The sequence below is a fragment of the Paraburkholderia sp. PREW-6R genome (assembly GCF_039621805.1).
GTDB lineage: Bacteria > Pseudomonadota > Gammaproteobacteria > Burkholderiales > Burkholderiaceae > Paraburkholderia.
Window position 1 is genome coordinate 1,549,090 of record NZ_CP155073.1, and the last position, 13,510, is coordinate 1,562,599.

Here is a 13,510-nt window from a genome sequence, read left to right on the forward strand (position 1 = left end):
CTCATTCGCCGGACGCGGTCATCGTCTCGATGATCTTGTCGAGCGCCTGGCCCAGCGCGATCTTTTCCTGCTCGTCCAGACATTCGAAAAGGTCGCCGTTCCACTTGCGGGCGATCGGCATCACCTTGCGATAAAGCGCGCGCCCCTGCGGCGTCAGCGAGACGAGCACGAGCCGGCCGTCGTCAGCACTTGCTTCACGCTTGACCAGACCCTGCCTGATCAATGCCTCGGCAGCGCGGCTCGCCTGGCTTTTGTCCAGATTGGCATGACGCGCGAGTTCCATGATGGAGAACGGCCCGAACGAACCCACCGACGCAATGACCCGCGCCTCCGGCAGCGTGACGCCGAGCTTGTCCTGATAGCGCTCGCTGATGCCGCGCTCTGCCAGCTTGTTCAGCACATGCAGACGATACGTGAGGAACTGTTCTAGCCCGGCTTTGGCTGAATCCTTCATGGTGTTCCCGAGGTGAGTGAGCGGTCGAGGCGCTGTGATTGTTGCCGCAACCGCTCTGCGGGTCAACGCGCGCCGTATTTCAGCCGGGTGAGTTGCTCGGCCTCGTCGGCAAGCAGGCGCGCGGCTTCGCGAATGGCGATCTCGAGCGTGATAGGCCCAGGCGCCGGCGAGAAACAGCCGCTGAAATATTCGCTCAGTCGAGGCAGCGCCGCCGGGTCGACGCCACCGGACAACAGCGTGGCCGGCACGCCCGCCGCCTGGGCGTGACGGCACGCGATGAAGGGTGCCTTGCCATGCAGTGTCTGCACGTCCGAACGGCCTTCGCCGGTGATGAGCCAGTCTGCGCCGTCGAGTGCCGCATCGAGGCCGATCTGCCGCGCAACGGTTTCCGCGCCCGGTTCGAACCGGGCGCCGAGCATATGCAGCGCAAAACCGAGGCCGCCCGCTGCGCCCGCGCCGGGCTGGTTGCGCATCGTGCGGGCGAGCGCCGGTTCGAGCACGTCGGCAAAGCGGGCGAGGGCCGCGTCGAGCGACGCAACCTGTTCCGGCTTCACGCCTTTTTGCGGGCCGAAGATGGCGGTGGCGCCATGCTCGCCATTCAGCGGATTGTCCACGTCCGACATGCCCACGAATTGCGTATCCGCCAGCCGGGCGTCGAGTTGCGACACGTCCACGCGCGCAACGCGGGCGAGGTGTTCGGGCGTGGGCTCGAGTTCGTTGTCCTGCGAGTCGAACAGTTTCGCGCCGAGACCGACCAGCATGCCGGCGCCGCCGTCGTTCGTGCTGCTGCCGCCTAGCGCGACGTAAAAGCGCCGCACACCCGCGTCGAGCAGTGCGCGGATCGCTTCGCCCATGCCGCGCGTGCTGCGCGTTTCGACCGGCACGCCCATGCCCACCGGGTCTGTAATGCCGACAATCTCCGCGGTTTCGATGATTGCGCTGCCGTCGGCAAGGATGCCCGTGATGGCCTCGCGCACGGCGCCCGCTGCGCCTCGCACGGTCAGCCTGCGGCGCTCGCCGCCGCTCGTCAGCATCGCGTCGAGCGTGCCTTCGCCGCCGTCGGCCATCGGGCAGATACGCACCGTGGCGTCGGCGCGTGCGCGCAGGATGCCGTTGGCGATTGCCCGCGCGACTTCCTCTGCGCTAAGCGAGCCTTTAAAAGAATCGGGAGCAATGACGACGACGGGCGAGGACGGCGAATTCGGCATGGTGTCTCTGACTGGTTGGAATCGTTGCGAAAGCGGGCGGCATGGCGCGGGCGAAGCGGCCGAAAGACGGACTCGCGGGTCGCGCAGCCCGTGCGCGACCGTAAGCTTAGCAGCATGGACGCATCGGCTGAATATGTCGAACGGCATAGCCGGGATCGTCGGCAGTCATGCCGCAAACGCGCGCAAAGCGTACGGAAATGGCCCGGAAAGCGGCCAGAAACCCAGAAAATCGCCCCTCAAAGCGCGGGCGATCATCGAATCCCGGCTAGGCGCTCAAATAGTTTGCTAAAATATTCGGCTCTTTGGACCCAACCGTGCTGCCGGCCGCCTGTAAGCGCGCGGCGCAGGCGCGTAATCGATGCAAACCGCGCGATGCAAACCACGCGATGCAAACCGCGCGATGCAAACCGCGCGATGCAAACCGCGCGATGCAATCACGCTCTAGCCACGTCGAGCCACCTCGAAAGCGGCGACATCGAAAAGCGGCACGGAGAAGATAACTGATTCGCTCGAATAATTTTAGGACGATTGAAGCCATGGCTAACGTTGTTGAGAACCTCGGCAAGCTCGAACGCCGCATCACGATTTCCCTGCCGAAGGATGCCGTGCAGAAGGAAGTGGACTCGCGTATCCGTCAACTCGCGAAGAACGTGCGCATGCCGGGCTTCCGCCCGGGCAAGGTGCCGCTCAAGATGGTGACGCAACAGTACTCGGGCCAGGTGGAAGCAGAAGTGCTGAGCGACAAGGTCGGCAAGGAATTCTTCGACATCAGCCGCGCGGAAAACCTGCGCGTGGCCGGCCAGCCGAGCTTCGCGCCGAAGGCCGACGCAACGGAAGGCGATTACGCATTCGACGCGACGTTCGAGGTGTATCCGGAAGTAAAGCTGGGTGACGTCGCGACGGCTGAAATCGAGCGCACCACGACCACCATCACCGAAGCGGAAATCGACCGCACGCTCGACATCCTGCGCAAGCAGCGCGTGCACTTCCACGCTCGCGGCGAAGCCGGCGAGCATGGCGACGGTGGCGCCGATACCGCGGCGAAAGAAGGCGACCGCGTGTCGGTGGACTTCGTCGGCAAGATTGGCGGTGAAGTGTTCGAAGGCGGCAGCGCGGAAGACTTCGCGTTCGTGCTGGGCGAAGGCCGCATGCTGCCGGAGTTCGAGCAGGCGGCTACGGGCCTGAAGGTCGGCGAGTCGAAGGAATTCGACCTGGCTTTCCCCGAGGACTATCACGGCAAGGAAGTCGCCGGCAAGACTGCGCAGTTCACGATCACGATGAAGAAGATCGAGTGGCCGCATCTGCCGGAAATCGACGCGGAATTCGCGAAGTCGCTCGGTATTGAAGATGGCGACCTGACCAAGATGCGCGCCGAGATCAAGGACAACCTGGAGCGTGAAGCGAAGCGCCGCACGCAAGCCATCGTAAAGAACCAGGTCATGGACGCGCTCCTCAAGATTTCGGAGCTCGACGTGCCCAACGCACTGATCGAGCAGGATCAGGAACGCCTCGTCGCAATGGCTCGTCAGGATCTGGAGCAACGCGGCGTGCCGAATGCGAAAGACGCGCCGATCCCGGCTGCCATGTTCAAGGAACAGGCCGAGCGCCGCGTCAAGCTTGGCCTCGTGCTGGCCGAACTGGTCAAGGCCAACGAACTGCAAGCCAAGCCGGAGCAGATTCGCGCCGAAGTGGACGAATTCGCGAAAAGCTACGAAGACCCGAAGGAAGTCGTCCGCTGGTATTATTCGAACCAGCAACGTCTTGCTGAAATGGAAGCGTACGTCGTTGAAGCCAACGTCGTCGACTTCGTGCTCAGCAAGGCAAAGGTGACGGACAAGGAAGTGAGCTTCGAAGAACTGGCAAGCGCAACGGCGCAAGCGTAAGTTTCGCTGCAACGGCGTGCCGGCTGTCGGAGCGACGGCCGGCACGCCGTTTTTCCGTGCGTGCGGTGAATGTGCTTGGAGCTGAGTGTTTTGCGTGGTGCATCAAAGGCTGCTGGACGCTCGCCGGTTGTCGGGCACTTGAACATTCGCTTGCCGACCACACCTGTCCAGCACCTGAAATTCAGAATATTTCCAGACAAGGATCCATTGCATGACCTTTCGCGCTCAAATGCTGGACACGTTGACCTCCCAGTCGTCCCGGGATCTCGAAGCGCAGGCGCTCGGACTGGTGCCGATCGTCGTGGAAACAAGCGGTCGGGGCGAGCGCTCGTACGACATCTATTCGCGCCTTCTGAAGGAGCGGATCGTGTTTCTGGTCGGAGAAGTGAATGACCAGACGGCCAACCTCGTCGTGGCGCAAATGCTGTTTCTCGAAAGCGAAAATCCGGACAAGGACATCAGCTTCTATATCAACAGCCCGGGCGGTTCGGTATCGGCCGGCATGGCGATTTACGACACCATGCAATTCATCAAGCCGGACGTTTCCACCTTGTGCATGGGCCTTGCGGCCAGCATGGGCGCATTCCTGCTGGCAGCCGGCGCGAAAGGCAAGCGCTTTGCTTTGCCCAACTCGCGGGTCATGATCCATCAGCCGCTCGGCGGCGCGCGAGGTCAGGCGTCGGACATCGAAATTCAGGCACGTGAAATTCTGTACCTGAAGGAGCGTCTGAACGGACTGCTGGCACACCACACCGGCCAGCCAGTCGAGCGCATTGCGCGTGACACCGACCGCGACAACTTCATGTCAGCCGACGATGCGCAAGCTTACGGTCTCGTTGACCAGGTGGCGCACAAGCGTCCTTGATTCGTCCTCGGTCCACTTCAAATCGTGCCTGACTGGTGCATGTTTGCCCCGAATTGGGGCATTAACGCCATCAAGTCGGTTGTGAAATAATTGAGACTCGTCCGAGCGCCTGCGGCAACCGCCGTGTTCCTGCTCATCGCCTGGCCGCTCGAACTGTGTGGCTGAGGCAAACGGCGTATCATGTAATCGAGTGTCCGGAGGCTCGTACATCTATGGCGGACAAGAAAGGTTCTAACAGCGAAAAGCTGTTGTATTGCTCGTTTTGCGGCAAAAGCCAGCATGAAGTGAAGAAACTGATTGCTGGCCCGTCGGTGTTCATCTGCGATGAATGTATCGACCTGTGCAACGAAATCATTCGTGACGAGGCAGCAGGAGCGGGCATCGAGGCGGGCTTGTCCAGGTCCGATCTGCCGAGCCCGCAGGAAATTCGTGAAATCCTCGACCAGTACGTGATCGGTCAGGAACGCGCGAAGAAGATTCTCGCGGTCGCGGTGTACAACCACTACAAGCGCCTCAAGCATCTCGACAAGAAGGACGAAATCGAACTGTCGAAGAGCAACATCCTGCTGATCGGTCCGACCGGATCCGGCAAGACTTTGCTTGCACAGACGCTCGCCCGTCTTCTGAACGTCCCGTTCGTGATTGCCGATGCAACCACGCTTACGGAGGCTGGCTACGTCGGTGAAGACGTCGAGAACATCATCCAGAAGCTACTGCAGAACTGCAATTACGAAGTCGACAAGGCCCAGCGCGGTATTGTCTACATCGACGAAATCGACAAGATCAGCCGCAAGTCGGATAACCCGTCGATCACGCGCGACGTGTCGGGCGAAGGCGTGCAGCAGGCGCTCCTGAAGCTGGTTGAAGGCACGATGGCGTCAGTGCCGCCGCAGGGCGGTCGCAAGCATCCGAATCAGGACTTCATCCAGGTCGACACCACGAATATCCTGTTTATTTGTGGCGGCGCGTTCGACGGTCTGGAAAAGGTCATTGTCGATCGTACGGAAAAGACCGGGATTGGCTTTGGCGCCAGCGTGAAGAGCAAGCAGGACCGTGACGCCGGCGAAGTGCTGCGCGAGGTGGAACCGGAAGATCTGATCAAGTTCGGTCTGATTCCGGAACTGATCGGCCGTTTGCCCGTGGTCGCAACGCTCGGCAAGCTGGACGAAACGGCACTGATGAAAATTCTCGTCGAGCCGAAGAATGCGCTCGTCAAGCAATATCACAAGCTCTTCAACATGGAGCGCGTCGAGCTTGAAATTCGCCCGGCCGCTTTGCAGGCAGTGGCGCGTAAAGCGATCCGCCGCAAGACGGGCGCGCGTGGTCTGCGCTCCATCCTGGAACAGGCGTTGCTTGATGTGATGTATGACCTGCCGCAAATGAAAGGCGTTAGCAAGGTCATCATCGACGACAACGTGATCGACGGCGACGGTAAACCGCTCCTGATCTACGAAGACGCGCCGAAAGTCGCGGGTTCAAACTGATCGGCTGCGAGTTCTGTAAAAAAGCCGTTCATGGCGACGTGAACGGCTTTTTCGTTTATCGTGTGGTCAATGAGGCTTGTTTTCACAATGGAGTCACTGAACCTTCGGAGTCACTGAACTTTTCCCACACGCGGAGGCTTGCATAATTTCCTGCTGGCCTCACCTATCGAACGAACTGATTCCACTCATGGGGAAATGAAATGTCAGGAACCCAACTCCTTCCGCCGGAACGCATTACGCTCCCGCTGCTCCCGCTGCGAGACGTAGTCGTCTTCCCGCACATGGTGATTCCGCTCTTCGTAGGCCGCCCGAAGTCGATCAAGGCTCTCGAAGCAGCGATGGAAGGCGGCAAGCACATCATGCTCGTCGCCCAGAAAACGGCTGCGAAAGATGAGCCGACCGAAAAGGACATGTACGAAGTAGGGTGTATCGCCAACATCCTCCAGATGCTGAAGCTGCCCGACGGTACCGTGAAGGTGCTCGTCGAAGGATTGCAGCGCGCAAAGACGATTTCCATCGAAGAACAGGAAACGCAGTTCTCGTGCGAAGTCATGCCGCTCGAGCCCGACCACGCCGACAGCGCTGAAACCGAAGCGCTGCGCCGCGCGATCGTGTCGCAGTTCGATCAGTACGTGAAGCTGAACAAGAAGATTCCGCCGGAGATCCTGACGTCGCTGTCGGGTATCGACGAGGCGGGTCGTCTGGCCGACACGATTGCGGCACATCTGCCGCTCAAGCTCGACCAGAAGCAGCACATCCTCGAGATGTTCCCGGTGATCGAGCGTCTTGAGCATCTGCTCGCGCAGCTCGAAGCCGAGATTGACATCCTGCAGGTCGAAAAGCGCATCCGTGGGCGTGTGAAACGCCAGATGGAAAAGAGTCAGCGCGAGTACTACCTGAACGAGCAGGTCAAGGCGATCCAGAAAGAACTCGGCGAAGGCGAAGAAGGTGCGGACCTCGAAGAACTCGAGAAGCGCATCACGGCTGCCCGCATGCCGAAGGAAGCCAAGAAAAAGGCCGACGCCGAGCTGAAGAAGCTCAAGCTGATGTCGCCCATGTCGGCTGAAGCCACCGTCGTGCGCAATTACATCGACACGCTGATCGGTCTGCCATGGCGCAAAAAGAGCAAGGTCAATAACGACCTCTCGAATGCGGAACGCGTGCTCGACGAGGACCACTTTGGTCTCGAGAAAGTGAAAGAACGCATTCTCGAATACCTCGCGGTCCAGCAACGTGTCGACAAGGTGAAAGCGCCGATCCTTTGCCTCGTTGGGCCTCCGGGCGTCGGTAAGACGTCGCTGGGTCAGTCGATCGCTCGCGCCACGAACCGCAAGTTCGTGCGCATGGCGCTCGGCGGTGTGCGTGACGAAGCCGAGATTCGCGGCCACCGTCGTACGTACATCGGTTCGATGCCTGGCAAGATCCTGCAAAGCCTGACCAAGGTCGGCGTGCGCAATCCGCTCTTCCTGCTCGACGAAGTCGACAAGATGGGCCAGGATTTCCGCGGCGATCCGTCGTCTGCGTTGCTGGAAGTGCTCGATCCGGAACAGAACCATACGTTCGCCGATCACTATGTCGAAGTCGACTTCGATCTGTCGGACGTGATGTTCGTGGCAACGTCGAACTCGCTGAACATACCGCCGCCGCTGCTCGACCGGATGGAAGTGATCCGTCTGTCGGGTTACACGGAAGACGAGAAAGTCAGCATCGCGCAGCGTTATCTGTTGCCGAAGCAGAAGAAGAACAACGGCCTGAAGGAAGGCGAGGTCGATGTCACGGAAACTGCCATCCGCGACATCATTCGTTACTACACGCGTGAAGCGGGCGTTCGTTCGCTCGAGCGTGAAATGTCGAAGATCTGCCGCAAGGTCGTGAAGATGCTTCTGCTGAAGAAGGCGGAAGGCGCGGTGAAGGTCGACGGCAGCAACCTCGACACGTTCCTTGGCGTGCGCAAGTACGACTTCGGTCTGGCTGCCAAGGAGAACCAGGTTGGCCAGGTTACCGGTCTCGCATGGACGGAAGTGGGCGGCGATCTGCTGACCATCGAAGCCGCGGTGATGCCTGGTAAGGGCAACGTGATCCGCACGGGTTCGCTTGGCGACGTGATGAAGGAGTCGGTCGAGGCAGCACGCTCGGTGGTTCGTTCGCGTTCGCGTCGTCTCGGCGTCAAGGACGAAGCGTTCGAGAAGCAGGACATTCACATCCACGTGCCGGAAGGCGCGACGCCGAAAGACGGTCCGTCGGCCGGTATCGCGATGACCACGGCGTTGGTGTCGGTGCTGACCGGTATTCCGGTTCGCGCAGACGTCGCCATGACGGGTGAAATCACGTTGCGTGGTGAAGTTCTGCCGATCGGCGGCCTGAAGGAAAAACTGCTGGCGGCGCATCGCGGCGGCATCAAACTGGTGCTGATCCCGGAGGAAAACGTCAAGGATCTGACGGAGATTCCGGATAACGTGAAGAACGCAATCGAAATCGTGCCGGTCCGCTGGATCGACAAGGTGCTCGAACTCGCGCTCGAACGTGTGCCGGAGGCGTTGCCCGAGGAGGAACCGAAGCCGGCTGCCGCGCCCGTCGCGGCGGAACCCGGCAAGGATTCCAATGCAACTGAAGTCGTCAAACATTAAGCGGTAATTGTGAATCTGGCAGTGTGCGGTGAAAGCCGATCATTGCCAGTCGGTAGGACAAGAAAACCCGCGGCGCTCGCCGCGGGTTTTTTATTGTCCGCGCCTGTTCAGTGTCACCTCTGTACCGACGCGTTTCCCATCTATTGAGCGACGCGTAGCACCGTTGCGAGCGCGCCCATTCCCCTATGGTTTCGTTGCAAGAATCAGTGATAGGAAAGCGCTTCCAAAAACGCCCGAATCAGGCTCAACCCCGCTTGACACAAGGGTTTCGGACAATTCTAATGACTCGGCCCGGCATTGCCCGGCGGCTGCGTGATGTCAGGTGCCGATGGGCGCCGTCACGAAAGCCATTTCGTTCTCGGGGGTAGGAATGAACAAAACGGAATTGATCGATCACATTGCTCAGCAAGCCGACATTTCGAAGGCAGCGGCAGGCCGTGCGCTGGATGCCGTGATCGGTGGTGTCAAAGGTACGTTGAAAAAAGGCGGTTCAGTGACGCTGGTCGGTTTCGGAACATTTGCGGTGGGTAAGCGCACCGCGCGCACCGGACGTAATCCGCGCACAGGTGCCGCGATCAAGATCAAGGCGGCCAAGGTGCCCAAATTTAGGCCTGGCAAAGCTCTGAAGGATGCGCTAAACTAATGGGCTTGCTGCTTGAGGAAACGGTCGGGTCAACGGCCGATTATTCAGGCAGCGAACACGGAGCACGCTGAATCGAAACGGGTGCTTAGCTCAGTTGGTAGAGCGGCGCCCTTACAAGGCGTAGGTCGGGAGTTCGAGCCTCTCAGCACCCACCAGTTTCAGATTCAAGCCAGGTGTTTCGGGCGCAAGTAGCTGGGCGCAGTTGTGAGTGTCCGGCGCAGTTCAAGCGCAGTATCAGGAGTGGTAGTTCAGTCGGTTAGAATACCGGCCTGTCACGCCGGGGGTCGCGGGTTCGAGTCCCGTCCACTCCGCCAGTATCCTCGAAAGGCGAACTCCGGTTCGCCTTTTTTATTGCCCGCTGTTGTAAGATCGGGCCTTCCGTTTTTGGCACTCCTTACGCATGCTCGATTTTTTCCGTAATCACAAACGCCTGATGATGTTCATGCTCATCCTCGTCATTGTGCCGGGGTTGGGTTTTGTGGGTATTCAGGGCTTTCGCGGCTTCTTTGACGAAAGTGCAAATGTCGCAAGCGTCAACGGTCACAAAATCACTCGTGCAGAGTTCGACGACGCGATGCGGCAACAACTCGACCGTGCGCGTCAAATGCTTGGCGCCCAGTTCGATATGAAGTCGTTCGACACACCCGAGCGCCGCAACCAGATGCTCGACGGTCTGATCGAACAACGCGTGCTTGCCGATGAGACTCAACGCCTGCATCTCACCGCATCGGACGACGCCGTGCGTCGCGTGCTGTTGAACGACCCGGTGATCTCATCGCTGAAAAACCCCGACGGTTCGATCGATGTCGATCGTTACAAGCAGCTGCTCGCCATGCAGGGCATGACGCCCGATCAATACGATGAACGCGTCCGTTACACGCTCGCCACGCAGCAGTTGCCGGCCGCGATCCAGAGCAGCGCCTTCACGTCGAAAACGCTCGCACAGCATTTGACCGAGCTTGCCGAACAGCAGCGTGAGGTTCAGGGACTGGCGTTCCATCCGCGCGACTATGCCGCGAAAATACAGCCGACGGACGCGCAACTTCAGGCGTACTACGACGCGCATCGCAACGAATTCGCTACGCCGGCTACGGCCACGATTCAATATCTGGTATTGTCGCCGGCCACGCTCGGTGCATCGATCCAGCCGAGCGACGCTGATCTGAAAAAATACTACGACGACAACATCGCGCACTACCGCACCGAAGGTGAAGTGCGCGCAAGCCACATCCTGATCGCCGCATCGAAAGATGCCAGCGCGGCGGACAAAGCCAAGGCGAAGCAGAAAGCTGAAGACCTGCTTGCCCAGATCAAGGCGCATCCTGAGCAGTTTGCCCAGATCGCGCAACAAAATTCCCAGGACCCGGGATCGGCGTCGAAAGGCGGTGATCTCGGTTACTTCAGTCGCGGCATGATTGCGGGCGGCCAGTCGTTCGACGACGCGGCCTTCGCGTTGAAGAAAGACGAGGTCAGCGGCATCGTGCAGACGGACTTCGGTTATCACATCATCAAGGTGACGGACGTGAAGCCGGCGGTCACCAAACCGTTCGACGAAGTCAAAGACCAGATCGCAAAGGAAGTGAAGACGCAGCAGGCCAGCAAGGCTTTCAGCGATGATTCGGAAGGCTTCACATCGCTCGTCTATGAAAAGGCGAAGAGCCTGCAACCGGCCGCTGATAAATACAAGCTGCAACTGCAGACCGCCACGGTCACGCCTCAGGCTGATCCGAAGCTGCCGCCCGACAGCCCGTTGAACAATCCTAAGTTCCTTGCCGCGGTGTTCGCGACCGACTCGGTGAACGCGCGCAACAACACGCAGGCCATCGATGTCGGTGGCAACACGCTGATCGCTGCGCACGTCACCGACTACAAGGCTGCCACGGTGCCGGCGCTCGACGCCGTAAAGGACGCGGTGCGCCAGAAAGTGATTGCAGTGCAGTCGGATGAAGCTGCGCATAAGGATGGCATCGCGAAGCTGGCCGAGCTCGACAAGTCGAAGTCCACCGCAGGTTTCTCGTCACCGTTGAAGGTGTCGCGCAACGATGCGCAGGGCATGCCACCGGCAGCATTGAGTGCAATCTACAAGGCCGATGCGCAAAAGTTGCCCGCGTATGTCGGCGTGGATCTCGGTGACGACGGCTATGCCATCTATCGCGTGAACGCCGTGATCGCAGCAGGGCCGAGCGATCCGCAGCGTCTCGCCGCGGCACAGCAGCAAATTGCCCAGGTCGATGCGCAGTCCGAAGCAGAGGCCTATCTGCAGGCGCTGCGTGCCCGCTCGAAGGTGAAGTTGTATGGGTCGCTCGATAGCAGCAACGCGCAGGCAAACGGCGACTAGGGATTCAATCCGCAGTTAGCCCGCACAAACAGAAAGCCCCGCATTTGCGGGGCTTTTCTGTTTAACGATGCCGAGGCTGCCAGGCGTCGCCTGACCGTTAATTGATGATCTGCTTCGACTACGTCTGAAACGTTACAGGCAGGCGCTGATGCCGCTCGTGGCGTCGCTGCCCGCTGCGCCATTCGCGCGGAAACCGACCCACGAACCCTTGCCCGAATACGAAGGACGCACGACGGCGGCGGCGCCATTCGGCGGCTGCTGGCCCGGAACGAAAACGTCCACGGCCTGGTCGTTCGCGAGCGTGTCTTGCGACACGACTTGTTGCTGCGAGCTATCTGCCCACTTTTGCGCGATGCAGGTAGCAACGGCTTTCGGCGGTTGCTGGCTTTGGCCGACAGATTGAACGCCTGCAGGCGGTTGAGCGGCGCACGCAGAGATTGCCACGGTCAAAGCGATTAACGGTAAATATTTCACGTTATCTCCTCAAAAGTCGCTCAAAATCGAGCCAGGTTACACGGGATTCCGTAAGTGTCGGAGAAGACCTTAGCGATCCGCGTTCCCCAAGTTCTGGAAACAAGTCGTTAGCAGGCTTTTCAGTGCGGCGAACTTGTATGAAGGAGTGGCTGGACTGCAGGCCACACGTTGTTCAGTAGCACTGGCTGTGCCTGCTGAGTCGGATGAATCTGATCTGCCTGGAACATCTCCGGCTTGTCCGCGATGCCCGCGAGCAAAAATGGCACAAGCGGCACGCGGAATTGCTTCGACAGATCCCCAGAGAGTCCATGGAACTTTTGCGAATAGTCCGGGCCGTAATTAGGTGGAACATACATGCCTACCAGCACGACCTTCGCATGTCCCTGCTGGGCCTCTTCGATGATCGTGCGCAGATTGTCTTCGGTGGTGGAAAGCGGCACACCTCGCAATGCATCGTTGCCACCCAGCTCGACGATCACGATAGTCGGCTTCAGGCGCTCCATGAGCGCGGGCAAGCGTGCCCGTCCGCCGCTCGTGGTGTCGCCGCTGATGCTTGCATTAGCAACGCTATAATCGATCCGCTGATCGGCAAGGCGCTGGCGCATCAGGGCCACCCAACCCGTGTCGCGAGGCAGGCCGTACTCGGCGGAGATGCTGTCGCCGAGCACCACGATGACCGGTCTGGCCTGTTCCGGCGCGTTCGCCGCGCTTGCCGCGACGGGCATTGAAAAAAGAGTAGCGGCCAGCACGGCCGAGCCGAATGCCGTAGTCAGCGCAGCCGCGCGAGGCGCCACGGCGCGCACTTTCAACCTACGCTTCACCATGCTAAACAAAACTGATCCAGTCATTGAAGTGCGGGGTTTGTGCAAAAGGGTTAAGGATGCAACGGGCGAACTGACGATTCTCGAGAACATTGATCTTGCCATCGAGGCCGGCAGCAGTGTGGCGATCGTCGGTGCATCCGGGTCCGGCAAGTCTACGCTGCTAGGCTTGCTCGCAGGGTTGGACAGCGCAAGCTCGGGCTCGGTTCGCCTGCTCGGCCGCGAACTCGCCGAACTGAACGAAGACGAGCGCGCTGCATTACGCAGCGGCTCCGTCGGATTCGTATTCCAGTCGTTCCAATTGATGCCGCATCTGACCGCGCTCGAAAACGTCACGTTGCCGCTCGAACTGCAAGGTGGAATCGGCACGCGCGAAGCCGCGGCGCGCGCTCGCGGTCTGCTGGAGCAGGTGGGGCTCGGCAAGCGCACCGGTCACTACCCGAAGCTCCTGTCGGGCGGTGAGCAGCAGCGTGTTGCGTTGGCACGCGCGTTCGTGACGCACCCCGCCATTCTGTTCGCGGACGAACCCACCGGCAGTCTGGATGCGGCCACGGGCCATGCGGTGATCGACCTGATGTTCCAGATGAATCGCGCGAACGGCGCCACACTGATTCTCGTCACACACGACATTGAACTCGCAAGACGTTGCGACACCACGGTGACGATCGAGGCAGGACGGTTGGCTTGAGGTTCGGCTAACGCGGGCGCCAATG

11 protein-coding genes and 2 tRNA genes are annotated in these 13,510 nt (G+C 60.0%); 9 read left to right on the forward strand and 4 right to left on the reverse strand.

Annotated elements, in window-relative coordinates; translation table 11 throughout:
- Position 1 precedes the first annotated feature (1 nt).
- Both AAGS40_RS06735 and AAGS40_RS06740 read right to left on the reverse strand, forming a co-directional pair.
- Entirely contained in the window at positions 2–454 is a 453-nt protein-coding gene (locus tag AAGS40_RS06735; protein WP_345814027.1) for a MarR family transcriptional regulator, read from the reverse strand.
- A gap of 62 nt (positions 455–516) precedes the next feature.
- Entirely contained in the window at positions 517–1,662 is a 1,146-nt protein-coding gene (locus AAGS40_RS06740; RefSeq protein ID WP_345814029.1) for a glycerate kinase, read from the reverse strand.
- A gap of 536 nt (positions 1,663–2,198) precedes the next feature.
- On the opposite strand from AAGS40_RS06740, the gene tig reads away from it, so the two are divergent.
- The 8 genes from tig to AAGS40_RS06780 all read left to right on the forward strand — a co-directional run bounded on the left by tig (position 2,199) and on the right by AAGS40_RS06780 (position 11,502).
- Entirely contained in the window at positions 2,199–3,545 is a 1,347-nt protein-coding gene (tig, locus tag AAGS40_RS06745) for a trigger factor (RefSeq protein WP_345814031.1), read from the forward strand.
- 211 nt (positions 3,546–3,756) lie between these two features.
- Positions 3,757–4,410 carry an ATP-dependent Clp endopeptidase proteolytic subunit ClpP gene (gene clpP, locus AAGS40_RS06750; RefSeq protein ID WP_345814032.1) on the forward strand — a complete coding sequence of 218 codons (654 nt, stop codon included), beginning with the start codon at positions 3,757–3,759 and terminating at the stop codon, positions 4,408–4,410.
- A 212-nt stretch (positions 4,411–4,622) separates the two neighbouring features.
- The gene (clpX, locus tag AAGS40_RS06755) at positions 4,623–5,894 is read left to right on the forward strand and encodes an ATP-dependent Clp protease ATP-binding subunit ClpX (RefSeq protein ID WP_345814034.1); all 1,272 of its coding nucleotides are present in this window, start codon (positions 4,623–4,625) and stop codon (positions 5,892–5,894) included.
- A 200-nt stretch (positions 5,895–6,094) separates the two neighbouring features.
- Positions 6,095–8,521, forward strand: a complete 2,427-nt coding sequence (gene lon / locus AAGS40_RS06760; protein ID WP_345814036.1) for an endopeptidase La — start codon at positions 6,095–6,097, stop codon at positions 8,519–8,521.
- 370 nt (positions 8,522–8,891) lie between these two features.
- Entirely contained in the window at positions 8,892–9,164 is a 273-nt protein-coding gene (locus AAGS40_RS06765; RefSeq protein ID WP_007585907.1) for an HU family DNA-binding protein, read from the forward strand.
- Positions 9,165–9,243: 79 nt separating this feature from the next.
- Positions 9,244–9,319, forward strand: a tRNA-Val gene (locus AAGS40_RS06770).
- Positions 9,320–9,401: 82 nt separating this feature from the next.
- A tRNA-Asp gene (locus tag AAGS40_RS06775) sits at positions 9,402–9,478 on the forward strand.
- Between the two features lie 86 nt (positions 9,479–9,564).
- On the forward strand, positions 9,565–11,502 hold the full coding sequence (locus tag AAGS40_RS06780) for a SurA N-terminal domain-containing protein (protein WP_345814053.1): 1,938 nt from the start codon (positions 9,565–9,567) through the stop codon (positions 11,500–11,502).
- A gap of 132 nt (positions 11,503–11,634) precedes the next feature.
- On the opposite strand, the gene AAGS40_RS06785 is transcribed toward AAGS40_RS06780, so the two are convergent.
- Together AAGS40_RS06785 and AAGS40_RS06790 are read right to left on the reverse strand one after the other, a co-directional pair.
- Positions 11,635–11,976, reverse strand: a complete 342-nt coding sequence (locus AAGS40_RS06785; RefSeq protein ID WP_345814054.1) for a hypothetical protein — start codon at positions 11,974–11,976, stop codon at positions 11,635–11,637.
- A 119-nt stretch (positions 11,977–12,095) separates the two neighbouring features.
- Positions 12,096–12,800, reverse strand: coding sequence for an arylesterase (locus AAGS40_RS06790; protein WP_345814055.1), 705 nt, complete (start codon positions 12,798–12,800; stop codon positions 12,096–12,098).
- On the opposite strand from AAGS40_RS06790, the gene AAGS40_RS06795 reads away from it, so the two are divergent.
- The gene (locus AAGS40_RS06795) at positions 12,799–13,485 is read left to right on the forward strand and encodes an ABC transporter ATP-binding protein (RefSeq protein ID WP_345814057.1); all 687 of its coding nucleotides are present in this window, start codon (positions 12,799–12,801) and stop codon (positions 13,483–13,485) included. The genes AAGS40_RS06790 and AAGS40_RS06795 overlap by 2 nt on opposite strands.
- Positions 13,486–13,510 lie beyond the last annotated feature (25 nt).

Bases quoted from the DNA above. Each gene is read 5' to 3' on its own strand.
- AAGS40_RS06790 (WP_345814055.1), bottom strand. From the start codon at position 12,800: ATGGTGAAGCGTAGGTTGAAAGTGCGCGCCGTGGCGCCTCGCGCGGCT.
- clpP (WP_345814032.1), top strand. From the start codon at position 3,757: ATGACCTTTCGCGCTCAAATGCTGGACACGTTGACCTCCCAGTCGTCC.
- clpX (WP_345814034.1), top strand. From the start codon at position 4,623: ATGGCGGACAAGAAAGGTTCTAACAGCGAAAAGCTGTTGTATTGCTCG.
- tig (WP_345814031.1), top strand. From the start codon at position 2,199: ATGGCTAACGTTGTTGAGAACCTCGGCAAGCTCGAACGCCGCATCACG.
- AAGS40_RS06765 (WP_007585907.1), top strand. From the start codon at position 8,892: ATGAACAAAACGGAATTGATCGATCACATTGCTCAGCAAGCCGACATT.
- AAGS40_RS06740 (WP_345814029.1), bottom strand. From the start codon at position 1,662: ATGCCGAATTCGCCGTCCTCGCCCGTCGTCGTCATTGCTCCCGATTCT.
- AAGS40_RS06735 (WP_345814027.1), bottom strand. From the start codon at position 454: ATGAAGGATTCAGCCAAAGCCGGGCTAGAACAGTTCCTCACGTATCGT.
- AAGS40_RS06795 (WP_345814057.1), top strand. From the start codon at position 12,799: ATGCTAAACAAAACTGATCCAGTCATTGAAGTGCGGGGTTTGTGCAAA.
- lon (WP_345814036.1), top strand. From the start codon at position 6,095: ATGTCAGGAACCCAACTCCTTCCGCCGGAACGCATTACGCTCCCGCTG.
- AAGS40_RS06780 (WP_345814053.1), top strand. From the start codon at position 9,565: ATGCTCGATTTTTTCCGTAATCACAAACGCCTGATGATGTTCATGCTC.